We start from the raw sequence: 25,390 nt of genomic DNA on the forward strand, positions 1-25,390 counted from the left end.
CCCGAGCCCGAGGCGTCCGGCAGCCCAAGGATGCCGGACAATGGGACCCTTACTGGTCCATGTAGACGTGCCGCTCGGCCTGGGCGCCCGGATGGGTGACGGCACCGTGGCGGGCACTGCCGACGAGCTTGGCGAACTTCCAGAGTGCGCCCGTGGCGTACTGCGTCTCGCGCGGGCCGGCCCAGGCGGCGCGACGGGCTGCCAACTCCTCGTCCGATAGGGCCACCGACAACTCGCCCGTCAGCGCGTTCAGTGTGATGACGTCGCCGTTCCGAAGAAGCGCAATGGGACCGCCATGCGCCGCCTCGGGGCCGACATGGCCCACGCAGAAGCCGCGCGTGGCCCCCGAGAAGCGCCCATCGGTGATAAGAGCGACCTTCTTGCCCATGCCCTGGCCCGACAGAGCGGCGGTCGTGGCCAGCATCTCGCGCATGCCGGGGCCTCCGGCCGGCCCTTCGTTGCGGATGACGATGACCTCGCCTTCCCGGTACTCGCGCGCCTTGACGGCGGCGAAGGCGTCCTCCTCGCAGTCGAAGACGCGGGCGGGGCCGGTGAAGACCTGCTCGGCCTCGCTCATGCCGGCCACCTTCACGATGGCGCCGTCGGGCGCGAGATTGCCCCTGAGCCCCACGACGCCGCCGGTGCGGGTCAGGGGGGTCGTCACCGGGTAGATCACGCGGCCATCAGCCTCGGCCCGGATGTCGTCCAGCTCCTCGCCTAGAGTCCGGCCCGACGCGGTGATGCAGTCCTCGTGCAGGAGGCCCGCCTTTTGCAACTCCTTCATGACCACGGGCACGCCGCCGACCTCGTGGAGGTCTTTGGCGACGTAGCGGCCGCCCGGGCGCAGGTCGACGAAGTAGGGCGTGTCGCGCATGATGTCGGTCACGTCGAACAGGTCGAAATCGATCCCGGCCTCGTGGGCGATGGCGGGAAGGTGCAGCGCGCCGTTGGTCGAGCCGCCGGTGCAGGCCACCACGCGAGCCGCGTTCTCCAGCGATTTGCGGGTGACGATGTCACGGGCGCGGATGTTCTTCTCGATCAGGTGCATGACCGCGACGCCCGACGCCTCGCAGAACTGGTCGCGGGATTCGTAGGGGGCGGGGGCGCTAGAGGAGTTGAGCAGCGCGAGGCCGATCGCCTCGGACACGCAGGCCATCGTGTTGGCGGTGTACTGCGCGCCGCAGGCCCCCGAGGAAGGGCAGGCCACCCGTTCGAGGATCTCCAGCTCCGCATCGGACATGTTGCCGGCCTGATGCCGGCCCACGGCCTCGAACACGTCCTGCACGGTCACGTCCTGGCCATTGAGCCGCCCTGGCAGGATAGACCCGCCATAGATGAACACGGACGGCACGTTGAGCCGAACCATCGCCATCATCATGCCCGGCAGCGACTTGTCGCAACCCGCAAGGCCCACGATGGCGTCGTAGCAATGGCCGCGCATCGTCAGTTCCACGGTGTCGGCGATGGCCTCGCGGGAGGCGAGCGAGGAGCGCATCCCCTCGTGGCCCATGGCGATGCCGTCCGTGACGGTGATGGTCGTGAACTCGCGGGGGGTGCCGCCGCCCTTCTTGACGCCGTGCTTCACGACCTGTGCCTGCCGATTCAGGGCGATGTTGCAGGGCGCGGCCTCGTTCCAGCAGGTGGCGACGCCGACCCAGGGCTGGTGGATCTCCTCCTCGGTGATCCCCATGGCGTAGAAGTAGCTCCGGTGCGGAGCGCGGGCCGGGCCTTCGGTGACATGGCGGCTGGGCAGCCGCGACTTGTCGAAGCGCGTGTTGATCGTCATGGGATCCCCCTCGGTTCGGGCCAAGGGGATACGACGCCAGGGGCCATGCGTCCAGATGCCCGCAGGCTGGCCCCAGCTCGGCCGCCGTTCCATTCCTGGGGTGTGCAAGGCAGGGCCAAACGGCGCAGGACGGTCCCGCCGATTGCATTCGCGGTCCCCCCGGCTTATCTCCCCTCGCCAAAGGCTCGGAGGGCGCGCGCATGAACTGGATCTCCAACTACGTCCGCCCGCGGATCAATTCGATCTTCTCGCGCCGCGAGGTGCCCGAGAATCTCTGGTCCAAGTGCGACGAATGCGGGCAGATGCTGTTCCACCGCGAACTGGCCGAGAACCTGAACGTCTGCCCCAATTGCGGGCACCACATGGCGATCAAGCCGCGCGAACGGTTCGCGGCTTTCTTTGACGGCGGCATCTTCACCGAGGTTCGGGTGCCCGAGCCGATCCAGGACCCGTTGCAGTTCCGCGACCAGAAGAAATACGTGGACCGCATCAAGGAGGCCCGCAGGACCACCGGCGAGAAGGAAGCCATGCTCGTGGCCGAGGGCGAGGTCGGGCGCACCCCGATCATCGCCGTGGCGCAGGACTTCTCCTACATGGCAGGGTCCATGGGGATGTATGTTGGCAACGCCATCATCGCCGCCGCCGAACGGGCGGTGGAGCTGAGGCGGCCCTTGGTGCTGTTCTCGGCCGCCGGGGGCGCGCGGATGCAGGAAGGTATCCTGTCGCTGATGCAGATGCCGCGCACCACGGTCGCAGTGCAGATGCTGAAGGAAGCGGGGCTGCCCTACATCGTGGTGCTGACGCATCCGACCACGGGCGGCGTTACGGCCTCTTACGCCATGCTGGGCGACGTCCAGATCGCCGAGCCCGGCGCGCTGATCTGCTTCGCTGGCCCCCGCGTGATCGAGCAGACGATCCGCGAGACGCTGCCTGAAGGGTTCCAGCGGGCCGAATACCTGCTCGACCACGGGATGCTCGACCGGGTGACGCCGCGTGGCAAGCTCAAGGACGAGATCGTGACGATTCTGCGGATGCTCCTGCGTGAGCCCCCAGCCGTCATGGCCGACCTGCCTCCGCCCGCGCAGGTGGCATCGGTCATCGAAGCGCCGGCCGCCGCTGCGGAATGAGCGGCCCCCAAGGGTCTGACATGCTTTTGGAGCGGATGACCCGGCTCCATCCAAAGATTATCGACCTGACGCTGGCGCGCGTCGAACGACTGTGCGCCGCGCTGGGCCACCCGGAGCGCCGCCTTCCGCCCGTGATCCACGTGGCCGGGACAAACGGCAAGGGCTCCACGCAGGCGATGATCCGGGCCGGGCTGGAGGCGACGGGCGCCAGGGTCCACGCCTACACCTCGCCGCACCTCGCGTGGTTCCACGAGCGCATCCGGCTGGCCGGGGAACTGATCGACGAGGACCACCTGATGGCGGTCCTTGACCGCTGCATGGAGGCCAACGGCGAGGAGCCGATCACCTTCTTCGAGATCACCACCGCCGCCGCCTTTCTCGCCTTCTCCGAGACGTCCGCCGACTGGACGCTGCTCGAGGTGGGCCTGGGCGGACGGCTCGATGCCACCAACGTGGTCGAGCAGCCCCGGCTGACGGTGATCACGCCCGTGGACCTCGACCATCAGCAATATCTGGGCGATACCCTTGCCAAGATCGCGGGCGAGAAGGCGGGGATCATCAAGCGCGGCGTACCGGTCGTGGTGGCCCGCCAGCACCCCGAGGCGCTGGACGTCATCGAGGAGAAGGCCGCGCGCCTGGGCGCGCCGGTCCTGGCCTTTGGGCAGCACTGGCATTGCGGCGTGGAGCGGGGGCGGCTCGTCTATCAGGACGAGCGGGGGCTGCTGGACCTGCCGCTGCCGAACCTTCCGGGGCCGCACCAGATCGTCAACGCGGGCGCGGCACTTGCGGCGATGCGGACGCTTGGGCTGGATGACGACGCCTGCGAGGCGGGCGTGACCCGCGCCGAGTGGCCTGCGCGCATGCAGCGGCTGCGGGGCCTTCTGGCCGAGATGGTCGGGCCCGGGGAGCTTTGGCTCGATGGCGGCCACAACCCGGCGGCGGGCGAGGCGATCGCGGCAACGCTGCGGGCCATGCCCCCGGTGCGCACCCATCTCGTGTGCGGGATGCTGAACACCAAGGACGTCGCGGGTTTCATGCGCCCCCTGGCCGGGGTGGCGGAGCGGCTTTGGGCCGTGTCGATTCCCGGCGAGGCGAACACGCTGCTCGCCGAGGACACGGCACGCCACGCGCGTGAGGCCGGGCTGCAGGCGGACATGGCCGAGGGCGTACCCGAAGCAATCGCTGCGGCGACCGGGATGGGTGCTCACCGAATCCTGATCTGCGGGTCGCTGTATCTGGCAGGGCACGTGCTACGACAGGGCGCATGATCCGTACCGCCCTCCTCCTGGCCCTTTGGGCCCAGCCGTCCCATGCTGCGCTTGTCCACTTCTGCTGGGCCGGGTCGAACGGCTACACCATGACCGGCTCCATGGAGTTCCCCGACGACCTCGCGCAGGCCGATCTCATCACCGAACAGGATGTCACGCGCTTCCGCATCGCGGGATTCCAGAACGGTGCGCTGATCGGTACGTGGGACATGAGCACCCGCGAACCCGACGACACCTGGTATCTCCGCTACTTCCCGCGCCTCATGCAGTTCCCCACGAACAGCGAGGTGCCGGGTCTCTTCGACCAGGGCTGGAACGCGGACGGGACGGCCATGGACTGCGACGAGGGCGAGTTCGGCTTCAACGCCGGGAACTATGCGCAGGACTTCTGCCTGTCGGGTGTCTGGATCGAGGAGTCGGGGGTCGAGCCGCAGAAGCCCTTCATCGCCCAGACCACCGCGCCGACCGACCCCGCCTGCGCGGGGCCGGCGCTGCTGAGCAAGCGGCGACGGTAGGGGGAGCGGGGATCTTCAGCCCCGCTCCGACGCCATCAGGCCGCCTCGGGCAACGCCCGGGCCGCCAGCACCGACTCCTCCAGGATGCCCATCGCCTCGGCAAAGACGTCGTCCGGGATGGTGATCGGAGCCAGGAAGCGGATAACGTTGCCATAGACCCCGCAGGTCAGCAGGATCAGGCCGCGTTTCAACGCCTCAGTCCGCACGCGGTTGGTGAAATCGGCATCCGGCGTGTGGGTGCCGGGCAAGGTGAACTCCGCCGCGACCATGAACCCCGGCCCACGGACCTCAGCGATCTCGGGCACGCGGTCGCGCAGGGACTCGAGGTGCTGGCGCAGGCGCGATCCCAGGACGTTGGCCCGGTTGCAAAGGTCCTCCTCCTCGATCACGTCGAGGACGGCGTGAGCCGCCGCGATCCCCAGCGGGTTGCCGCCATAGGTGCCCCCAAGGCCGCCGGGGTTGGCCGCGTCCACGATGGAGGCGCGGCCGGTCACCGCCGCGATGGGCAGGCCGCCCCCCAGCCCCTTGGCCATGCAGACGAGGTCCGGGGCCACGTCGTAATGCTCCATGGCGAAAAGCTTGCCGGTGCGGGCGAAGCCGGTCTGCACCTCGTCCGCGATGAGCACGATGCCGTGGTCGTCGCAAAGCTGGCGCAGGCCGCGCATCAGCTCGGCCGGCGCGGGGTAGAAACCACCCTCGCCCTGCACGGGCTCGAGGATGATCGCGGCGACGCGGGCGGGGTCGAGGTCGGCCTTGAACAGGGCCTTGATGCCGGCCAGCGCATCGTCGGCGGTGGTTCCATGCAGCGCAACGGGGAAGGGCACGTGGTACACGTCAGGCATCATCGCGCCGAAGCCCGCCTTGTAGGGCTGGACCTTGCCGGTCAGCGACATGCCCATGAATGTCCGGCCGTGGAAGCCGCCGCCGAAAGCGATCACGGCGCTGCGGCCCGTGGCGTAGCGCGCGATCTTGACCGCGTTCTCCACGGCCTCGGCGCCGGTGGTGACGAACAGGGTGCGCTTCTCGAAGTCGCCGGGCACGAGGGCATTCAGCCGCTCGCCCAAGCGGATGTAGTTCTCGTAAGGCAGCACTTGGTGGCAGGTGTGAGTGAAGCTGTCCAACTGCGCATGGACGGCCGCCATGACCTTGGGATGACGATGGCCCGTGTTCACTACGGCGATGCCGGCTGCAAAGTCGATGTAGCGGTTGCCCTCGACGTCCCAGACCTCGGCGTTCTCCGCCTTGTCGACATAGATCTGGGTCTGCATCCCCACGCCCCGCGCGATGGCGGTCTTGCGGCGCTCGGCGATCTCGGCGTTCTGCATGGGAATGGGCTCCTTGGGTTGGCGGACCGGTTATAGCTTGGTGGCCGAGGGCTCCGCCACCCCCTGACCTTCGGTCACGCGGCCCCAGTCGGCTGCCTGCATCTCCATGAGGCGGCTTGCGGTGCGGGCGAACTCGAAGCTGCCCTCGCCTTCGACGTACAGCCTGTCCGGTGAAGCCGCGGCAGAGGCGAACAGCGTCACCCGCGCCTCGTAGAGCGCGTCGATGAGGGTTACGAACCGGCGGGCCTGATTGAAATTCTCGGAGGACAGGCGTGGGATCTCGTCGATGAGCAGCACGCGGACTGTCCCGGCCAGGGCGAGATAATCGGCGGGCCCCAAGGGGCGGCCGCAGAGATCGTAGAAGCTCGCGCGCGCCGATCCGTTGTGGAAGGCGGGGATCTCCACGTCGCGGCCATAGACGCGGAGCGTGGCGGGCTTGGCCTGACCATGGGCCAGGTCGGCCCAAAGGGCGTTCATGGCGGCGCGCGTCTCGGCGTTCACGGGGCAGAAGTAGCGCTGCGAACCGACCAAGCGGCCCTGGCGGTGATCGGTGGGCGAGGCGAGTTCCACCACCTCGCAGTTCTGCTCGATCATGGTGATGAAGGGCAAGAACAGCGCGCGGTTCAGGCCGTCCTTGTAAAGGTCCGAGGGCGGCCGGTTCGATGTGGTGAGCAGCGTCACCCCCTGGGACCAGAGGCGCTGGAACAGCCGGCCCAGGATCATCGCGTCAGCGATGTCGGTGACCTGCATCTCGTCCAAGGCGAGCAGCCGCGCCTCGACCGCGATCTCATCGGCCACGGGAAGGATGGCGTCCTCGGCCCCGGTTGCACGGACGCGGGCCAGCGCGGCCTGCACCCATTGCATGAAGGCGTGGAAATGCTGGCGGCGGGTTGGAACCTTACTGCCCAGCGCATCGAGGAAGAGGTCCATCAGCATGGACTTGCCCCGGCCGACCCCGCCCCAAAGGTAAAGACCGCGCACCGGCTGGGGCTTGCGGAACAGGCCCCGGCGCGGAGGATCCTCGATCTCGGCCTGCAGTCGGTCGAGATAGGGCAAGAGCGCCCGCTGGGCGCTGTCGGGCTTGAGCCGTCCCTCGCGGGCGCGGCTGTCGTAAAGGCTGGCGACATCCATGGCCGGGGGGCCTACTGCCTGGGACTGGGGAAGGGAAGACTCAGCCCCGCAGGAGCGCGAGGGCATCGGCCGCGATCCGACGCTCCTCCTCGGCTCGAAGGACATGCACGGGAACCCGGCCCGCCCAGGCGAGCCCTTCGGTGATCCTGTCCCGGACGAGAGCCGAGTTCTCACCGATCCCGCCGGTGAAGGCCAGCGCATCGAGGCCGCCCATCGCGGCGATGGCCGATCCTGCGTGGCGGATGGCCCAATGGCAGAACAGGTCCACGGCAAAATGCGCCTCCGCGTCGTCGCGGGCCAGGATGGCCGCCATGTCCGAGGTCCCCGTCAGAGCGGCAAGGCCGCTGTTCCGGTTGAGCAGTCGGGCGGCCTCCTCCACCCCGTGCAGCTGCGCAATTTCCAGCACCGCCATGCCGTCGATGCTGCCCGACCGCGTGCCCATGACGAGGCCATCGAGGGGGGAATATCCCATGGAGGTCGCAACCGACCGCCCATCAAGGATCGCACAAAGGGAGGCACCATTGCCCAGGTGGAGCGCGAGGAGACGAGGGGGCAGGGGGTCGAGCCGTTCGACTAGGCTTTGGTAGCTGATCCCGTGAAAGCCGTAACGGCGAATGCCCCGGTCGCGCAATTCGCGCGGGATGGCATAGGCCGTTGCCACCTCGGGGTTCGTGGCGTGGAACGCGGTATCGAAGCTGGCGAACTGCGGCAGGTCCGGAACGAGCCGTTCCAGCGCCCGAATGCCCGCGAGGTTCCCGGGATTGTGCAGCGGCGCCAGGGGGACGCAGGCTTCGATGTCAGCCATGACATCGGGCGTCAGGCGAGTCGCGGCGGTGAGCCGCGCGCCACCGTGCACCACGCGATGGGCGGCTGCGCGAAAGCTTTCGGGCGGGTGGTCCTCTCCTCGCAGCACGGCGAGGAGGATGCCCAAGGCGGCGGCATGGTCCGAGGCGCGCACGGGCTGGCGGAAGGACCCGAGGGTGAGTTCGCCCACGGCTCCGATCTCGGTGACGGCTCCCTTGAGCACCTCCTGCAGGTCGTCGTCGAACAGCGCGACCTTGACCGAGGAGGATCCGGCGTTGACGACCAGGATCATGCGGCGACCGCGCGTCTGGACCGTGCATCCGCGGCGAGGATGGCCCCCAAGGCGGCCGAGGCGATGCGGTCGGGGGCGCCCTGCCCGCGCGAGGTGAGAAGGATGGGCACACGTGCGCCCATCACCACGCCCGCCGCGCAGGCTGCCATGCCCAGCGACATCAGCTTGAAGAGCGCGTTGCCGGCGTTGATCTCGGGGACGAGGATGATGTCGGCGCGGCCCGCGACCTGGGACTCCACGCCTTTGATGGCTGCGGCCCGGCGCGACAGGATCAGGTCGAGCGCGAGCGGCCCTTCGACCACGGCCTGTTTCAGAGCGCCCTTGGCCCAGGCGGCGATTGCGGCGGCCTCTCCCGTGCAGGCGATGGTCGGGGTCACATCCTCGGACGGGGCCAGGATGCCGGCACGGGGCCGTTCCACCCCCACGAGCCCCGCGAGCCTGACGGCGTGCGCAAGGCAGGCCTGCCGGGTCGCGAGGTCCGGCCTGACGTTGAGAGCGGCATCCGTCAGGAACAGCGGCCTGTCGGAGTCCGGCATGGTGATATGGAAGACATGGCCGCAAGTCGCGCCCTTGTCCCGCAGCCCCATCGAGGATGGCAAAAGGCCCTTGAGAAAGGTCGAGGTGTGGATCTGTCCCTTCATGATCGCGTCGGTCTCGCCCGCGACCGCAAGGGCGGCGGCGCGAGGCGCGGCGCTGTCACCGGGCGCGGCAATCAGGCGGAACGGTCTGATGTCCCAGCCGATCGTCTCGGCGGCGGCGTGGATCTTGATCGGCTCGCCCAAAAGGATCGGCTCGGCCAAGCCCGCCTCGCATGCTTCGCGCAGTCCTTCGAGCGGCGTAGGCGCTCCGGCGTTGACAAGGGCCACGCGCGGAGGCGGCGCACCCCGTGCCTGCCTAAGGAGGGTGTCGGGCGCATGGGGCGTCCTGTTGGACAGAAAGGGATGGTCGTCGATCAGCGACATGGAAGTCTCCCGGCGGGTCGGGCCAGAGCTAGAGCGCGGCGCGGAGCAGGCCAAGCGTCGCCAGGCCCATGAGCGTCAGGATAGCGAAGCGGCGGAACTCCTCGGGCGGGGCGGCCAGAAAGCGGCGGGAGCCGAGATGCAGTCCCAGGAGCATGAGCGGTAGTCCCAGCGCCGTCAGCGCAAAGGTGGAGCGATCGATCAGGCCCTGCCAAGCCATCACCGGAAAGGTGTAAAGGTCGAGAAGCGCGAAGTAGGCGACCAGCGTGGCGCGGAAGGCGGCCGCCGGGATCGGCTGGGCGGCAAAGAAGGCGGCCACCGGCAGCCCGCCCACCGCCGCGCCGTTCGCAAGGCCGGACACCAGGCCCACCCCCAGGTGCGGCGCCGTCCCGGCCGGCCGGTCGAGCCGCCAGCCGCGCAGCATCACCGCCCCCATGAGAAGCACCCAGCCCGCCACAACCGCGCGGGCCAGATCCGGCCCCATGGCCGCGACCGCGCGCACCCCCAGCGGCACCCCCACCAGGCAACCCGCGAACAACAGGCCGACGCGGCGCACATCGATGGAGCCGCGGATGCTGGCCCATTGCGGGGCCGTCAGCACGAGGTCGCAAAGCAGAACCGCCGGCACCAAAGACACCGGGTCCATGGCGAGGGCTGCGCCCGAAATCACCAGGGCCGAGAAGCCAAAGCCCGAATAGCCGCGCACGACGGCCGCGCCAAAGACTACCAGCGCGAGCCAGCCCCAGCCGATGGGCCCGAGGTCGGGTAGCATTCTCAGACCGCCATGTCGGCGGCATCGATCCCTGCAATAGCGACAGGCTTCTTCATCGCGTCGCGGCGGAAGGGTTCGCCCAGTTCCTGGTTGATGAGGGCTTCGATCAGGGTAGTCCGGCCGTGCTCCATCTGGTCGCGGATGGCGGTGCGAAGGACCTCTGTCAACTCATCCATGGTCCGGGCCACCACGCCTTGGAGGCCGCAGGCTTGGGCGATGCCGGCGTAGGACACGCGGTCGCTCAGCTCCGTGCCGACGAAGTTGTCGTCGTACCAGAGGGTGGAGTTCCGCTTTTCCGCCCCCCACTGGTAGTTGCGAAAGACGACCATGGTGATGGCGGGCCATTCGGGGCGGCCGATGGCGGTCAGTTCGTTGACCGCGATGCCGAAGGCGCCGTCGCCCGCGAAGCCCACGACGGGCACGTCGGGCCGCCCGATCTTGGCGCCGACGATAGCGGGAAGGCCGTAGCCGCAGGGGCCGAAGAGGCCGGGGGCGAGGTACTTCCGACCTTCCTCGAAGCTCGGGTAGGCGTTGCCGATGGCGCAGTTGTTGCCAATGTCGGAGGAAATGATGGCCTCGCGCGGGAGCGCGGCCTGAATCGCGCGCCACGCCATGCGGGGGCTCATCCAGTCGGGCTTGGCCGCACGGGCGCGGGCGTTCCAGCTGGTGCCGGGGTCGTCGTCCTCGTGGTCCATGGAGGCAAGCTGCTGGGCCCAGGCGGACTTGACCTGCGCAATGCGCCCCAAGCGGTCGCGGTCGGGCTCCCGCTCCGGCAGGCGCTGCAACAGGCCCTCGGCGACGAGACCCGCGTCGCCGACGATGCCCACGCTGACCTGCTTGGTCAGGCCGATGCGGGACGGGTTCATGTCCACCTGGATGATGGCCGCGTTCTTGGGCCAGTAGTCGATGCCGTAGCCGGGCAGCGTCGAGAAGGGATTGAGGCGGGTGCCGAGGGCGAGGACGACGTCGGCCTCGGCGATCAACTCCATGGCGGCCTTGGAGCCGTTGTAGCCGAGCGGGCCCGCGAAGAGGGGGTGCGAGCCGGGGAAGGCGTCGTTGTGCTGGTAGCCGACGCAGACCGGCGCCGAGAGACGTTCCGCGAGCCGTGCGGTGGCGGGAATGGCGTTCGACAGCACCACGCCCGCGCCGTTCAGGATCACGGGGCGCTTTGCGGAGGCGAGGAGGCTGGCGGCTTCGTCGAGGGCCTGCGCGCCGCCCGAAGGCCGCTCGAAGTCAAGGATCGGCGGCAGGGTCACGTCGATCTCGCGGCTCCAGAAGTCGCGGGGGATGTTGATCTGGGCGGGGGCGGAGTGGCGCCTGGCGTTCTGGATGACTCGGGCCAGCACCTCGGCGATCCGGGCGGGGTCGCGGACCTCCTCCTGGTAGGCGACCATGTCGCGGAAGAGAGCCATCTGCTCCACCTCCTGGAAACCGCCCTGGCCGATGGTGCGGTTCGCGGCCTGCGGCGTCACCACGAGGAGCGGCGTGTGGTTCCAGTAGGCGGTCTTCACGGCGGTCACGAGGTTGGTGATGCCGGGGCCGTTCTGGGCGATCATCAAGCTCATCCGGCCCGAGGCGCGGGTGTAGCCGTCGGCCATCATCCCGCCCGATCCTTCGTGCGCGCAGTCCCAGAAGCGGATGCCGGCGCGCGGGAACAAATCCGAGATAGGCATGAAGGCCGAGCCGATGATCCCGAAGGCTTCGCGGATGCCGTGGGCCTGGAGGGTCTTGACGAAGGCTTCTTCGGTGGTGAGGCGCATGGGGGTCCCTTGGATCGTTGCACGGGACCATAGACGAGCCGTCCGGCCCGTTGCCAGAGGGAGCGCGCCGGACGCCTTTCCCTTCCGGGACCGTCAGCCGACCCGCATGGACCGGCTGACAGATGTCTTGGCTATGCCGGGGGCAGCCTGCCCTCTCCCCAGGTCAGGCCGATCCCACCACCTTCGTGATCGCCGCGTCCACCGCAGCCACCACCTGATCCAGATCGTCCGGCGTCGCGATCAGCGCGGGCGCGAAGAGCAGGGTGTTGTTGAACCCCGGCATGGAGCGGTTGGACGCGCCGATGATGACGCCTTGGGCCATGCAGTCGACGACGATGGCCTGGACCTTCTTCTCCTCCAAGGGCTCGCGCGTGGCGCGGTCGGCCACCAGCTCGGCCCCCTGGAACAGGCCCATGCCGCGCACCTCGCCAATGACGGCGTGCTTGTCCATCAGCTCGTGCAGCTTGCCCGACAGGTAGTCGCCCATGCGGGCGGAGTTGCCGAGAAGATCCTCTTCCTCGGTGATCGACAAAACCTCCAGCGCTGCCGCCGGGCCCGCCGTGCAGCCGCCGAAAGTCGAGATGTCGCGGAAGTAGCCGAGCTTGTCCGTGTCGTCCTTGAACATCTCGAACACACTCTCGGTCGTGACGCAGCAGGAGATGGCGGCATAGCCCGAGGCCACGCCCTTGGCCATGGTCACGATGTCGGGCTGGATGCCGAACTGCTGGTAGCCGAACCAGGTGCCGGTGCGGCCAAAGCCGCAGACGACCTCGTCGATGTGGAGGAGGATGTCGTACTTGCGGCACAACTCCTGCACGCGTTCCCAGTAGCCCTTGGGCGGGACGATGATGCCGCCACCCGCCGTGATGGGTTCGAGGCAGAGGCAGCCGATGGTGTCGGGGCCTTCGCGGAGGATCACCTCCTCGATCTGGGCGGCGGCGCGTTCGCCGTAGCCTTCGCCCGCGAGATCCCCGGCGCGGTATTCGAGGCAATGGGGCACCTGCACGAAGCCCGGGGCGAAGGGCCCGTACTGGGCGTTCCGCTCCTGCTGGCCGCCGGCGGACAGGGCGGCGAGCGTTGTGCCGTGGTAGTCGCGGTCGCGGTAGAGGATCTTGTACTTCTTGCCGCCGTGATGCTTGTGGGCGATCTGGCGGATCATCTTCCAGGCCTTCTCGTTGGCCTCTGAGCCGCTGTTCGCGTAATAAACGCGGCTCAGGCCCGGCATCTTTTCGATCAGGCGCTCCGCGAACAGCGCGCCGGGGATAGTGCCCGAGGCGCCGGCGAAGAAGCACATCTTCATGATCTGGTCGCGCACGGCGTTGGCGATGCGTTCGCGCCCATAGCCCACGTTCACCGTCCAGACGCCCCCGGACACGGCGTCCACATGCTCCTTGCCCTTGATGTCCCAGACGCGCAGGCCGCGGCCTTCGACGATGATGCGGGGGTCCACCGTCTCGAAGGGCTTGTGCTGGATCAGGTGGTGCCAGACATGGGCCCGGTCGGCCTCGATGACGGCGCGGGGGTCGTTGCTGCGGTCGTAGAGCGTGTCCATCGGGCGGCCTCTGGGAAATGGCGTGATCCCGGGCATCCTGCCTGCGCGGCAGGCGGCCTTCAACCCCGGGGTGGCTTGCCTCTAGTATCACGAGCGGGTTTGTCGTCTTTTTTCGCGAAAGGGGCTTTTCGACCCAGGGGAAACCGTGCTGATCTCCGCCCGGCTGACAGGCCCAACGCAGGGAGACGGGAATGACGAAGGGATCGACGCTGACTGGGCTGCTTCTTGGCGCCGCGGTGCTGGCGGGGCCGGCGGCGGCGCAGGAGGACGGGATCACTGTGGGATATTTTCTGGAATGGCCGATGCCGTTCCAATTCGCCAAGGCGCAGGGCCTGTACGAGGAGCGGCTGGGCGTACCGGTCGAATGGGTGACCTTCGACACCGGGACGGCGATGTCGGCGGCGATGGCTTCGGGCGACGTGGACATCTCGGTCAGCCAGGGCGTGCCGCCCTTTGTCGTGGCCACTTCGGCGGGCCAGGACCTTGTGGCGCTGGACATCGCGGTCTCCTATTCCGACAACGACAACTGCGTCGTTCAGCAGGCGCTGGAGATCGACAAGGCCAACGCCGGGGCCGAACTGCCGGGCAAGCGCGTGGGCGTGCCGCTGGGCACCGCGCCTTATTACGGTTTCCTGCGGCAGATGGAGCATTTCGGGGTCGACGTGGCCTCGCTCGAGGTGGTGGACATGGCGCCGGCGGACGGGGCTGCAGCCTTTGCGCAGGGGGCCATCGACGTGTTCTGCGGCTGGGGCGGGCATCTGCGGACGGCGATGGAAACCGGGAACGTCCTGCTCACCGGCACCGAGAAGGAGGAGCTTGGCATTCTGGTCTTCGACGTGACCTCCGCGCCGCGCAGCTTCGTGCAGGAGAACCCGGACCTTGTGGAGAGCTTCCTGGCCGTCACCCACGAGATGAACGACCGCTGGAACGCGGGCGGGGCCGAGGCCGAGGCGATGATCCCGGTGATCGCGCAGGAGTCCGGCATGGACGAAACCGCGACCCGCGAGACGCTGGCCTCCTTCGTGTTCCCGGGCTCGGACGAGCAACTGACGGCGAAGTGGCTGGGCGGCGGCATCCAGGACTACATGACGGGCGTGGCGGGCGTCTTCGTGGCCGCGGGGAACATCCCGGCGGCGCTGGACAGCTATGCCGACACTGTCGAGCCCGGCCCGCTGACCGCGGCGGTCGCCCAGTGAGGCCAAGGCCGGGCCGCGCCCGTCAGGCCGTTCCCCGCCCATGAGCCATCTGGTCATCAAGGATCTTTCCATGCGGTTCCGTCCCCCCGGGGGCGGGACCGTGGAAGCCCTGCGCGACATCAACCTGTCTCTGGATCGGGGTGAGCTGCTGTCCGTCCTGGGCCCCTCGGGCTGCGGAAAGACCACCCTCCTCAACATCGTGGCGGGGTTCCTGGCGCCCAGCGCGGGTCGTGTCACGCTGGATGGGCACGAGGTCCACGGGCCGGGGCCAGAGCGGGGCATGGTCTTCCAGCAAGGCGCGCTGTTCGAATGGATGAGCGTGCGCGACAACGTGGGCTTCGGTCCCCGCATGAAGGGGATGGCGCGCCGCGAACGGGCCGAGGTGGTGGACCACCTGCTGGAGACCGTCGGGCTTGGCGGCTTTGGCGAGAAAGCGGTGTACGAATTGTCGGGGGGCATGCAGCAGCGCGTGGCTCTGGCCCGGTGCCTGGCCAACGACCCGGAGGTGATCCTGATGGACGAGCCGCTGGGCGCCCTTGATGCCCTGACCCGCGAGAAGATGCAGAGTCTGGTTCTGAAGCTCTGGCGCGAGACCGGCAAGACGATCGTGCTGATCACCCATTCGGTCGAGGAAGCACTGCTCCTGGGGGCGAGGCTCGTCGTCATGGCTCCGAGGCCGGGGCGGGTCCATCGCGACTACCGGCTGCCCTTTGCCGAAGCGGGCGCGGCGCAGGATCTTCGGGCCGTCAAGCGCGATCCGGCCTTTGCCGATCGGCGCGAGGAGATCCTGTCCATGATCTGGGACATGGAGGAAGAGATCATGGGACGCGCGCCCGCCGGGGCTGTTCCGGCGTGAGCGGCTTGTGGAGCGAGGTCGGGGGCGTCCTTGGGGCGGCCGCCAAGGCGCTGCCCTGGATAGCCGCCTATGTGGGGCTGATCCTGCTGCTGCTCGGGCTGTGGCGTGGGCTCCAGCGGCTGCTCGGGCGCCGGACGCGCGACGCGATGCGGCGCACGGTGGCCTTTGGCGATGCCGGCGCGGTGCGCTCGAGCGGGGTGGCGTCAGTCCTGTCGATCGCGGCAATTTTTTTGCTGTGGGCGGCGTTCACCGGCTCTGCCCTGGTGCCGTCCTGGCTTCGCGCGCCGGGACCGTTCCTGGGAAGGGGCGGCTTCACCTATGAAGCCGAGGCCCCGGACGGAACCCGCGACGAGGCGCAGGTGACTGTGGTGGTCCATGCGGGTGGCGAGGAGCCGGACGCGCCCGCGATCTCGCCCGGTGAGGGCTGGGCCAAGGACGATGCGGCGCTGGTGCAGGCCGCCCGCGCGGTCCTTGTGCAGGCACAGGACAACGACGAGGTGACCGGCGACGACGGCGCGCGGGTCGTGGCTGTCAACGGCACGGCGCTTGAGCCGGGCGGGCCGGGGCTCGTCCTGGACTGGGGCAAGGTGAACCTGACGGCGCGCGGCACGCTCAATGTCGCGCCCGACCCGGGCTGGCGCATGGAGCCCCTGTGGCTGCCACCGCCCGAGGCGGTCGTCCAGAGACTGTCCGAGATCGCGCGGGGCGGCTACCGCGACGCGTCGCTTTGGGAGCATCTGGGCTATTCGCTGTTCCGCGTTGTCACCGGCTTCCTGCTCGGGGCTCTGGTCGGCGTGCCGCTGGGCTATGCCATGGGCCTGTCCGGGTGGTTCCGGGGCTGGTTCGACCCGATCGTGGAGTTCATGCGGCCGGTGCCTCCGTTGGCGCTGATCCCGCTGGTCATCATCTGGGCCGGCATCGGTGAGACCGGAAAGATCGTGCTGCTGTTCCTGGCCTCGCTGTGGATCATGGCCATTGCGGCGCGGTCGGGCGTGTCGGGGGTGCGGCTCAGCAAGGTCCATGCGGCCTACAGCCTGGGCGCTTCCAAGGCGCAGGTACTGCGGCACGTGATCGTGCCGAACTCCCTGCCCGACATCTTCACCGGGGCGCGGGTCGCCATGGGCGTCTGCTGGGGCACCGTGGTCGCGGCCGAGCTGGTCGCGGCGAACCAGGGGGCGGGGATGATGATCATGGCCGCGTCCAAGTTTCAGCAGACCGACATCGTCATCCTGGGGATCGTGCTGATCGGGGTGATCGGCTTCGTGATCGACCTGTTCATGCGCTGGGGCGAACGGGTGCTGGTGCCCTGGAAGGGAAGGGCCTAGCCCGTCTGCGCCTGGACGAGGTCGCGCAGCCGCTCCGCCGCGGGCGTGAGGCGCGCGCCTCGCAGGGTCATCAATCCATAGGCCGGCACCACGAACCCTAGGTCGATGGGCAGCACCACGAGCCCCCCTTCGGGCCCCGAGGCGAAGCGCCGCGACACTGCATCTGCAAGCGGGGCGATGGCGTTGGACTCGCGCAGCATGGCCAAGGTCAGCAGAAAGGATGAGGTCGAGAGCCGTCCCGGAGGCGGGGGCAGGCCCAGGGCGGCCAGACGCTCCAGAACCGTGCGGCGCAGGAGTGTTCCCGGCTCGGGCAGGACCCAGTCGTAGGCGAGCAGGTCCTCGGGCGTGATCACCGCCCTGCGGGCGAGCGCATGGCCGGGCCGCACCACCAGGCTCACCGGCTCCTCGCCCATAGCAGTCAGGTCGAACAGGGTAGGCTCGCGGCCTTCGGGCAGGCGGGCCAGGGCAAAATCCAGACGACCCGCCAGAAGGAGGTCGCCCAGGGGGTCCGACGGCGCCACGACGACGTCGGCGGTCACGTTGGGTAGGGCGACCCGCGCCGCCCGAAGGGCCGGCAGCACTCGGTCCAGCGCGGGACCGGTCACCGCCCCTAGGCGCACATGGCCGGACAGGCCGCGCCCCATCTCGGACATCTCGCGTTCCGCGGCCCCCAGTTCGGCCAAGGCGCGGACCGCCCGGCGCGCCAAGATGTCGCCCTCGGGGGTCAGGACGATGCCGCGGCCCGCTCTGGTGTGTGCGGGCCGGCCGATGATCTCCTCGATCTCCCCCAGGAGGCGCGAGGCCGCGGGCTGGGTGATGCCGACGCGGGCGGCCGCCACGCCGATGGCGCAAGTCTCTCCCAACGCTGCCATCAGCCTGAGATGGGCAAGCTTGAGGCCACGACGGAACAAAGATCCGTTAGCATTAACAGTCGTTTGCATTCATACCAGTTTTGTCATGTGGTGTCGCAATATTGCGCTTTGACCTGCCGGGCAAGCCTCGCCATGGTGCCCGGCAGCCAGGGCCCCCGACGAAGGACCCAAGGCGTTTCGCTGCGTTCGCGCGATGGGGCGCGGCGCACTGGGAGGGAACCAATGAAGATCGTCTCCGCGGCTCTTGCCGCCGCTACCCTTGCCGTGGGGTTCGCTGCCCCCGTCTTTGCCCAGGACAAGGGCACCATCGGCATCGCGATGCCGACCCAATCCTCAGCCCGCTGGATCTCGGACGGCAACTCCATGGTGGAGCAGTTCGAGGCGGCTGGCTACGACACCGTTCTTCAGTACGCCGAAGACGACATCCCGACGCAGCTGTCGCAGATCGAGAACATGATCTCGCAGGGCGTCGATGCCCTTGTGGTCGCGGCCATCGACGGGACTACCCTGTCGTCGGCTCTGGAAAACGCCGCCGCCGCCGAGATCCCGGTCATCGCCTACGACCGCCTGATCCGCGACAGCGCGAACGTGAGCTACTACGCCACCTTCGACAACTTCCAGGTGGGCGTGCTGCAGGCCAACAGCCTCGTGGCCTGCCTCAACGACCGCTTCGCGGACCAGAAGCCCTGGAACGTCGAGCTGTTCGGCGGCTCTCCGGACGACAACAACGCCTTCTTCTTCTATGACGGCGCCATGTCGGTCCTCCAGCCGATGATCGACGCCGGCGATGTCGTCGTTCCGTCGGGCCAGATGGGCATGGACGTGGTCGGCACCCTGCGCTGGGATCCCGCCACCGCGCAGTCTCGCATGGACAACCTCCTGTCCGCCAACTATGGCGACAAGTCGCTGCATGGCGTGCTGTCCCCCTATGACGGGTTGTCGATCGGCATCCTGTCGTCGGTCAAGGGCGTGGGCTACGGCTCGGGCGACATGGCGATGCCCTGCGTCACCGGCCAGGACGCCGAGGTTCCCTCGGTCAAATCCATCATCGCGGGCGAGCAGAACTCGACCGTGTTCAAGGACACCCGCGAACTCGCTCGCGTGACCGTGGGCATGGTGGACGCCGTCCTGCAAGGCGGCGAGCCCGAGATCAACGACACGGAGACCTACGACAACGGCGTCAAGGTCGTGCCGTCTTACCTTCTGGTCCCGGTGCCGGTGGACGCTTCGAACTACGAGGAAACCCTCGTGGGCTCGGGCTACTACGCGGCCGAAGACCTGCAGTGATCTGAACCATCCGGGGGCGCCTGCGGGTCCGCGGGCGCCCCCATTCTCTTTCGCGAAAGGACGCGAGCCATGACCGTCCTCCTCGAGATGCAGGGCATCTCCAAGACATTTCCGGGCGTGCGCGCCCTCGACAACGTGACGGTCCAGGTCCGCGAAGGCGAGATCCACGCCATCTGCGGCGAGAACGGCGCGGGCAAGTCCACGCTGATGAAGGTGTTGTCGGGCGTCTATCCCCACGGGTCCTACGAAGGGACGATCCTGTTCGCCGGACAGGAGGCGCGCTTCCGCGGCATCCACGACAGCGAAGCCGCGGGCATCGTCATCATCCACCAGGAGCTGGCCCTGGTGCCGCTCCTCAGCATCGCCGAGAACATCTTCCTGGGGAACGAGCGGGCCAAGGGGGGCGTCATCGACTGGCGCGAGACCTACCGCCGGACCGAGGCGCTGCTGGCCAAGGTCGGCCTGACCGAAGCCCCCACCAAACCCGTGGGCGACCTGGGCGTGGGTAAGCAGCAGCTCGTGGAGATCGCCAAGGCGCTGTCCAAGAACGTGCGCCTTCTGATCCTCGACGAGCCCACGGCGGCGCTTCAGGAGAACGACAGCCAGAAGCTTCTGAACCTCCTCTTGGAGCTCAAGGCGCAGGGCGTCACCTCCATCATCATCTCGCACAAGCTCAACGAGGTGCGGCGTGTGGCGGACCGGGTGACGGTGATCCGCGACGGCTCGACCGTGTCCACCCTCGACGCCCATGCAGGGCAAGTCTCCGAGGAGCGGATCATCCGCGACATGGTGGGCCGCGACTTGGCGCACCGCTATCCCGAGCGGGTCCGCAACCCGCGCGAGGTGCTCATGGAGGTGTCCGGTTGGTCCGCCAAGCACCCCGAGCACATGGACCGCGACTTCATCCGCAACATCGGCTTCAACGTCCGCAAGGGCGAGATCGTCGGCATCGCCGGGCTCATGGGATCGGGGCGGACCGAGTTCGCCATGTCGCTCTTTGGCCGGAGCTGGGGCAAGGACATCCGGGGCCGGGTCCGTCTTGGCGGGCAGGAGGCGGATGTCTCGACCGTGCCCAAGGCCATCGAGGCGGGGCTTGCCTATGTGACCGAGGACCGCAAGGCCCTGGGTCTCATCCTCGAGGAGCCCATCGTCACCAACATCAGCCTGGCCAATCTGGCCGGCGTGTCGAAGGGCGGCGTTCTCAACGACGCGACCGAGCAGAAGGTTGCCACGCGCTACAAGGCGGCGATGAACATCCGCACGCCGAACGTCTTCCAAAAGGTGATGAACCTGTCGGGGGGCAACCAGCAGAAGGTGCTGCTGTCCAAGCTGCTCTTCACCGAGCCCCAAGTTCTCATCCTCGATGAGCCCACGCGCGGCATCGACGTGGGGGCCAAGTTCGAGATCTACGGCATCATGAACAAGCTCGCCGACGAGGGGAGGGGGGTCGTGATGATCTCCTCCGAAATGCCCGAGCTTCTGGGCATGTGCGACCGCATCTACGTCATGGCCGAAGGCGCCTTCGTAGGGGAACTGACGGCCGCCGAGGCGAGCCAGGAAAAAATCATGTCGCTCATCGTGCGCGAGCACGAGGTGCTGGAACATAGCGAGATGGAGGCCGCGCATGGCTGACGTGGACAACGCCCGGCTAGGGCCGGGAGAGCGCGGGGTCGGCGGCCTCCGCGAGGGCGAGGGGCTGAGCGCCAACGGCCGGAGCGGGGCTGCCTACCTCAAGGACAACCTGCGCGAATACGGGATGCTTCTGGCACTTCTCGCCATCGTGACCTTCTTCGTGGTTCTGGTGCGGGTGCAGATCGGGGTCGACTTCCTCAATCCGCAGAACATCACCAACCTGTTCCTGCAGAACAGCTACGTCATCATCATGGCGCTGGGGATGCTGCTCGTCATCGTGGCGGGGCACATCGACCTGAGCGTGGGATCGGTCGCGGCCTTTACCGGGGCAGTCTCGGCGGTGCTGACCGTCAACATGGACTGGCCCATCTATGCCGTGATCCCGGCCAGCCTCGTGGTCGGCGGCCTGATCGGTGCGGCCCAGGGCTACTGGATCGCCTACTGGCGCATTCCGTCCTTCATCGTGACCCTGGCGGGGATGCTGGTGTTCCGCGGCCTGACGCTCTGGCTGCTGGGCGGACAGAACATCGGGCCCTTCCCGCCTGCATTCCAGGCCCTGTCCACCGGCTTCGTGCCCGACATCTTCGGACCGGATCGTCCGAACTACCTGGCGCTGGTCGTCGCCGTCGTTGCGGCGCTGGCCATCCTGATCCTGGGGATTCGGTCGCGGGCCCGCAACATCGCCCATGGCATGGACGCCGAGCCGTCAGGAATCTTCTGGATCCGCAACATCATCATGGCGGCGGCCCTGGTCTTTGTCGGCTGGAAGCTCGCGGGGTTCCGCGGCATCCCGAACGTCGCCGTGTCCATGGCGGTGCTGACGATCCTTTACGCCTTCCTCGCGGAGTCCACGACGCTGGGCCGCCGCATCTATGCCATCGGCGGGAACCTCAAGGCCGCGCGGCTGTCGGGGATCAATGCGGACCGGCTGACCTTCTTCACCTTCGTCAACATGGGCGTGCTGGCCGGCTTGGCCGGGATGATCGTGACGGCGCGCCTGAACTCGGCCACGCCCAAGGCGGGGACCGGCTTCGAACTCGACGTGATCGCCGCCGTGTTCATCGGGGGCGCATCCTCCACCGGCGGCTCGGGCCGCATCGTGGGGGCCATCATCGGTGCCTTCATCATGGGCGTGATGAATAACGGCATGTCGATCCTGGGGATCGGCATCGACTACCAGCAGGTCATCAAGGGGCTCGTGCTCCTCGCGGCGGTGATCTTCGACGTCTACAACAAGAACAAGTGAGGACATGATGCTTCTGTCGCAGATCCATCGGCCCGAGGGAGGGGTCGGAGTGGTCGCGCGTGACGGCTCCGAGGCCGCGCTCGTCAAGGATGCCACCTCGGTCCGTGACCTGGCCTTGGAGGCGCTGGCCTCCGGCCGGTCGCTGGCCGAGACCGTTGCGGCCCACGGCCTGGGCGAGGCCGTGGACCTGGTCGCCATGGCCGAGGAGCGGCGCCTGCTGGCCCCCATCCATCACCCGGACCCCGCGCACCTGCATCTGACCGGGACGGGCCTGACCCATCTGGGCAGCGCCTCGACCCGCAGTGCCATGCATGCCAAGGCGAACGCGGACGACGCCACCGACTCCATGAAGATGTTCCGCATGGGTCTGGAGGACGGCAAGCCTGCGGCGCTTCCGGGCGTTCAGCCCGAGTGGTTCTACAAGGGCAACGGCATTCACGTCGTGTCCCCCGGAGCGCCGCTTGTTTCGCCGGCCTTCGCGCTCGACGGTGGAGAGGAGCCCGAGATCGCGGGCATCTACGTCGTGGGTGAGGATGGCCTGCCCGCCCGCGTGGGCTGGGCCCTGGCCAACGAGTTCTCGGACCACGTGACCGAGCGGATCAACTACCTTTACCTCGCGCATTCCAAGCTGCGGCCTGCGTCCTTCGGGCCCGAGATCCTCGTGGGCGATCTGCCTGCCGACATCCGGGGCGCCAGCCGCATCAAGCGGGGCGGGCAGGTGGTCTGGGAGAAGCCGTTCCTGTCGGGCGAGGCCAATATGAGCCACAGCTTCGCCAACCTGGAGCATCACCACTTCAAGTATCCGCTGTTCTGCCAGCCGGGCGACGTGCACGTGCACATGTTCGGGACCGCAACGTTGTCCTTCGCCGATGGGATCAAGCCCGAGGCGGGCGACGTTTTCGAGATCGAGGCCCCGGCGTTCGGGCTGCCGCTGCGCAACCCGCTTGCTGTCGACGCCGACCGGGGCGTCGCCACTGTCCGTCAGCTCTAGAGGTTTCCCCATGGCGTTCACGCCCGCACCCTGGCCCCGCAAGCTCCGTTCGCAGGAATGGTGGGGCGGCACGAGCCGTGACAACATCTACCACCGCGGCTGGATGAAGAACCAAGGCTACCCGCACGACATGTTCGACGGGCGGCCGGTGATCGGGATCCTGAACACCTGGTCCGAGCTCAACCCCTGCAACGCGCACCTCGATATCCTGGCGCAGAAGGTCAAGAACGGCATCTACGAAGCTGGCGGCTTTCCCGTCGAGGTGCCCGTCTTCTCCGTGTCGGAGTCGACCTTCCGCCCTACCGCGATGATGTTCCGCAACCTCGCGGCGATGGCCGTGGAGGAAACGATCCGGGGCCAGCCGATCGACGGCTGCGTGCTGCTGGTGGGCTGCGACAAGACCACGCCGTCGCTGCTGATGGGCGCGGCCTCCTGCGACATTCCCTCGATCGTCGTGACGGGCGGGCCGATGCTGAACGGCCACTTCCGGGGCGAGCGGGTGGGCTCGGGCACGCACCTCTGGAAGTTCTCGGAGATGGTGAAGGCCGGGCAGATGACCCAGGAGGAGTTCCTGGAAGCCGAGGCGGGCATGAGCCGCTCGGCAGGTTCGTGCAACACGATGGGGACGGCCTCCACGATGGCCTCCATGGCCGAGGCATTGGGCATGGCCTTGTCGGGCAATGCGGCGATCCCGGCGGTGGACTCGCGGCGGCGGACGATGGCGCAGCTGTCGGGGCGTCGGATCGTTCAGATGGTCAAGGACGACCTCAAACCCTCGGACATCCTGACCAAGCAGGCCTTCGAGAACGCGATTCGCACCAACGCAGCCATCGGGGGCTCAACCAACGCGGTGATCCACCTCCTCGCCATCGCGGGGCGGGTGGGGATCGACCTCACGCTCGACGATTGGGACCGCTGCGGGCGGGATGTGCCGACCATCGTGAACCTGATGCCCTCGGGCCAGTACCTGATGGAGGAGTTCTTCTACGCGGGCGGCCTGCCGGTCGTCATCAAGCGGCTGGGCGAGATGGGGGTCCTGCACAACGACGCCCTGACCGTCTCGGGCGAAACGGCGTGGGAGCAGGTCAAGGACGTCCAGAACCACAACGACGAGGTGATCCTGCCCAAGGAGCGGGCGCTGACCCAGTCGGGCGGGATCGTGGTGGTCAAGGGCAACCTTGCCCCGAACGGCGCGGTGCTGAAGCCGTCCGCGGCCACCCCCGCGCTGATGACGCACCGGGGCCGGGCGGTCGTGTTCGAGGATATCGACGACTACAAGGCCAAGATCAACGACGAGGCTCTCGACATCGACGAGACCTGCGTGATGGTCCTCAAGAACTGCGGGCCCAAGGGCTATCCGGGCATGGCCGAAGTCGGCAACATGGGCCTGCCGCCCAAGGTTCTGCGCAAGGGCATCACCGACATGGTCCGTATCTCGGACGCGCGGATGTCGGGGACGGCCTATGGGACGGTGGTGCTGCACACCTCGCCCGAAGCCGCGGCGGGTGGACCCCTGGCCATCGTGCGGGACGGTGACATGATCGAGCTGGACGTGCCCAACCGTCGCCTGCACCTCGACCTGCCGGCCGAGGAGATCGCGCGTAGGTTGCAGGACTGGGTGCCGCAGGCGACCGCGCCGGAGGGGGGCTATGCCATGCTTCACCACCTGCATGTGGGCGGTGCGGACACCGGGGCCGACCTTGACTTCCTCAAGGGCTGCCGCGGCGCCCCCGTGGGCAAGGACTCTCACTGATGGCGAACCGCAAGGTCTGCATCGTCGGCGTGGGCAAGATCGCCGTGGACCAGCACGTCCCGGCGATCGACGCCTCACCCGACTGGGAACTGGCAGCGACCGTCAGCCGGAAGGGAAGCGTGGAGGGCATCCCGACCTTCCGCGACTTCGACGTGCTGCTGTCCGAGCGGCCGGACATCGAGGTGATCTCGCTCTGTCTGCCGCCGCAGCCGCGCTTCCAGTATGCGCGCAAGGCGCTCAAGGCCGGGCGGCACGTCATGCTGGAAAAGCCGCCCGGGCAGACCCTGTCCGAGGTGCACGACCTCCAGCGGCTGGCCGAGGAGGCTGGGGTGACCCTGTTCGCCACCTGGCACAGCCGGATGGGCAAGGGCGTCGCCGGGGCCAAGGCGTTCCTCGCCGGCAAGGAAGTCACGGGCGGCAAGATCACTTGGAAGGAGGATGTCCGTCATTGGCATCCTGGCCAGGAATGGGTGTTTGAGCCCGGCGGTCTGGGCGTCTTCGACCCCGGCATCAACGCCCTTTCGATCCTGACCGAGATCCTGCCCAAGCCGGTCCATGTGACCCGGGCCGAGCTTGATTTCCCGGACGGCCGACAAACCCCCATCGCCGCGCGCGTGGAGTTCTCGCGCGGGGTCACGATGGAACTCGACTGGCTCCAGACCGGGCCGCAGACCTGGGACATGGAGATCCACACCACCGAGGGCTCGGCCGTGCTGAAGTTCGGCGGCAACGAGCTTTGGATCGACGGGCAGCAACAGCCCGCGGCCGAGATCGAGGAATATCCGGCGCTCTATGCCCGCATGGCGGACCTGGTCGAAAACGGACGCTCCGACGTGGACCTGTCGCCCCTGACGCATGTCGCCGATGCCATGACGCTGGGTCGGCGCAACGTGGTGGCGCCTTTCGCCTTCTGAGGTGGTCGCCGCCGCATCCCCGGACGC

At 68.2% G+C, this 25,390-nt stretch carries 21 protein-coding genes; 12 read left to right on the plus strand and 9 right to left on the minus strand.

Annotated elements, in window-relative coordinates; all coding sequences use genetic code 11:
- Positions 1–49: 49 nt before the first annotated feature.
- Positions 50–1,786, minus strand: a complete 1,737-nt coding sequence (gene ilvD / locus FHG66_RS10040) for a dihydroxy-acid dehydratase (RefSeq protein WP_139076621.1) — start codon at positions 1,784–1,786, stop codon at positions 50–52.
- Positions 1,787–1,986: 200 nt separating this feature from the next.
- Between ilvD and accD the strand changes: the two genes are divergently transcribed.
- From accD to FHG66_RS10055, 3 genes are read left to right on the plus strand one after another with little or no spacing between them, the layout of a single operon-like run.
- Positions 1,987–2,913: an acetyl-CoA carboxylase, carboxyltransferase subunit beta gene (accD, locus tag FHG66_RS10045; protein ID WP_139076622.1), complete on the plus strand. Its 927-nt coding sequence runs from the start codon at positions 1,987–1,989 to the stop codon at positions 2,911–2,913.
- The gene (locus FHG66_RS10050) at positions 2,910–4,181 is read left to right on the plus strand and encodes a bifunctional folylpolyglutamate synthase/dihydrofolate synthase (protein WP_139076623.1); all 1,272 of its coding nucleotides are present in this window, start codon (positions 2,910–2,912) and stop codon (positions 4,179–4,181) included. Before accD ends, FHG66_RS10050 begins: the two co-directional genes overlap by 4 nt.
- Entirely contained in the window at positions 4,178–4,696 is a 519-nt protein-coding gene (locus FHG66_RS10055) for a hypothetical protein (protein WP_139076624.1), read from the plus strand. The genes FHG66_RS10050 and FHG66_RS10055 overlap by 4 nt, the downstream gene beginning before the upstream one ends.
- Before the next feature lie 35 nt (positions 4,697–4,731).
- Here the strand turns inward: FHG66_RS10055 and FHG66_RS10060 are convergent, their stop codons facing one another.
- The 7 genes from FHG66_RS10060 to FHG66_RS10090 form a co-directional block, all read right to left on the minus strand.
- Positions 4,732–6,021, minus strand: a complete 1,290-nt coding sequence (locus FHG66_RS10060) for a 4-aminobutyrate--2-oxoglutarate transaminase (RefSeq protein ID WP_139076625.1) — start codon at positions 6,019–6,021, stop codon at positions 4,732–4,734.
- A gap of 30 nt (positions 6,022–6,051) precedes the next feature.
- On the minus strand, positions 6,052–7,152 hold the full coding sequence (zapE, locus tag FHG66_RS10065) for a cell division protein ZapE (RefSeq protein WP_139076626.1): 1,101 nt from the start codon (positions 7,150–7,152) through the stop codon (positions 6,052–6,054).
- A gap of 40 nt (positions 7,153–7,192) precedes the next feature.
- Positions 7,193–8,248, minus strand: coding sequence for an acetate/propionate family kinase (locus FHG66_RS10070; RefSeq protein ID WP_139076627.1), 1,056 nt, complete (start codon positions 8,246–8,248; stop codon positions 7,193–7,195).
- The gene (locus FHG66_RS10075) at positions 8,245–9,210 is read right to left on the minus strand and encodes a phosphate acyltransferase (protein WP_139076628.1); all 966 of its coding nucleotides are present in this window, start codon (positions 9,208–9,210) and stop codon (positions 8,245–8,247) included. The genes FHG66_RS10070 and FHG66_RS10075 overlap by 4 nt, the downstream gene beginning before the upstream one ends.
- Positions 9,211–9,238: 28 nt before the next feature.
- Positions 9,239–9,979 (minus strand): sulfite exporter TauE/SafE family protein, encoded by a 741-nt coding sequence (locus FHG66_RS10080; protein ID WP_139076629.1) that lies wholly within the window; start codon positions 9,977–9,979, stop codon positions 9,239–9,241.
- Positions 9,980–9,981: 2 nt separating this feature from the next.
- Positions 9,982–11,739: a sulfoacetaldehyde acetyltransferase gene (gene xsc / locus FHG66_RS10085; protein WP_139076630.1), complete on the minus strand. Its 1,758-nt coding sequence runs from the start codon at positions 11,737–11,739 to the stop codon at positions 9,982–9,984.
- A gap of 163 nt (positions 11,740–11,902) precedes the next feature.
- Positions 11,903–13,291, minus strand: coding sequence for an aminotransferase family protein (locus FHG66_RS10090; RefSeq protein WP_139076631.1), 1,389 nt, complete (start codon positions 13,289–13,291; stop codon positions 11,903–11,905).
- A gap of 191 nt (positions 13,292–13,482) precedes the next feature.
- On the opposite strand from FHG66_RS10090, the gene FHG66_RS10095 reads away from it, so the two are divergent.
- The 3 genes from FHG66_RS10095 (at position 13,483) to FHG66_RS10105 (ending at position 16,668) form a co-directional block, all read left to right on the plus strand.
- Positions 13,483–14,487, plus strand: coding sequence for a taurine ABC transporter substrate-binding protein (locus tag FHG66_RS10095; RefSeq protein WP_139076632.1), 1,005 nt, complete (start codon positions 13,483–13,485; stop codon positions 14,485–14,487).
- 40 nt (positions 14,488–14,527) lie between these two features.
- Positions 14,528–15,343: a taurine ABC transporter ATP-binding protein gene (locus tag FHG66_RS10100; RefSeq protein ID WP_139076633.1), complete on the plus strand. Its 816-nt coding sequence runs from the start codon at positions 14,528–14,530 to the stop codon at positions 15,341–15,343.
- A 98-nt stretch (positions 15,344–15,441) separates the two neighbouring features.
- Entirely contained in the window at positions 15,442–16,668 is a 1,227-nt protein-coding gene (locus tag FHG66_RS10105) for an ABC transporter permease (RefSeq protein WP_246082545.1), read from the plus strand.
- Here the strand turns inward: FHG66_RS10105 and FHG66_RS10110 are convergent.
- Entirely contained in the window at positions 16,665–17,609 is a 945-nt protein-coding gene (locus FHG66_RS10110; protein WP_139076634.1) for a LysR family transcriptional regulator, read from the minus strand. The two genes, FHG66_RS10105 and FHG66_RS10110, sit on opposite strands and share 4 nt — an antisense overlap.
- 153 nt (positions 17,610–17,762) lie before the next feature.
- Here FHG66_RS10110 and chvE point away from each other — a divergent pair, with 153 nt between their 5' ends.
- From chvE to FHG66_RS10140, 6 genes are all read left to right on the plus strand, one after another.
- Positions 17,763–18,827, plus strand: coding sequence for a multiple monosaccharide ABC transporter substrate-binding protein (chvE, locus tag FHG66_RS10115; protein ID WP_139076635.1), 1,065 nt, complete (start codon positions 17,763–17,765; stop codon positions 18,825–18,827).
- Positions 18,828–18,896: 69 nt separating this feature from the next.
- Positions 18,897–20,459: a multiple monosaccharide ABC transporter ATP-binding protein gene (gene mmsA / locus FHG66_RS10120; protein WP_139076636.1), complete on the plus strand. Its 1,563-nt coding sequence runs from the start codon at positions 18,897–18,899 to the stop codon at positions 20,457–20,459.
- A complete protein-coding gene (mmsB, locus tag FHG66_RS10125; RefSeq protein ID WP_139076637.1) occupies positions 20,452–21,705 on the plus strand; it encodes a multiple monosaccharide ABC transporter permease in 1,254 nt (417 codons plus the stop codon). The genes mmsA and mmsB overlap by 8 nt, the downstream gene beginning before the upstream one ends.
- Positions 21,706–21,709: 4 nt before the next feature.
- Positions 21,710–22,696: an AraD1 family protein gene (gene araD1, locus FHG66_RS10130; RefSeq protein WP_246082541.1), complete on the plus strand. Its 987-nt coding sequence runs from the start codon at positions 21,710–21,712 to the stop codon at positions 22,694–22,696.
- 10 nt (positions 22,697–22,706) lie between these two features.
- On the plus strand, positions 22,707–24,449 hold the full coding sequence (gene araD, locus FHG66_RS10135) for an L-arabinonate dehydratase (RefSeq protein WP_139076638.1): 1,743 nt from the start codon (positions 22,707–22,709) through the stop codon (positions 24,447–24,449).
- Entirely contained in the window at positions 24,449–25,363 is a 915-nt protein-coding gene (locus tag FHG66_RS10140; protein WP_139076639.1) for a Gfo/Idh/MocA family protein, read from the plus strand. Before araD ends, FHG66_RS10140 begins: the two co-directional genes overlap by 1 nt.
- Positions 25,364–25,390: the final 27 nt, after the last annotated feature.

This window comes from Rubellimicrobium rubrum (assembly GCF_006152115.1).
In the GTDB taxonomy this organism is placed as follows: Bacteria; Pseudomonadota; Alphaproteobacteria; order Rhodobacterales; family Rhodobacteraceae; genus Rubellimicrobium; species Rubellimicrobium rubrum.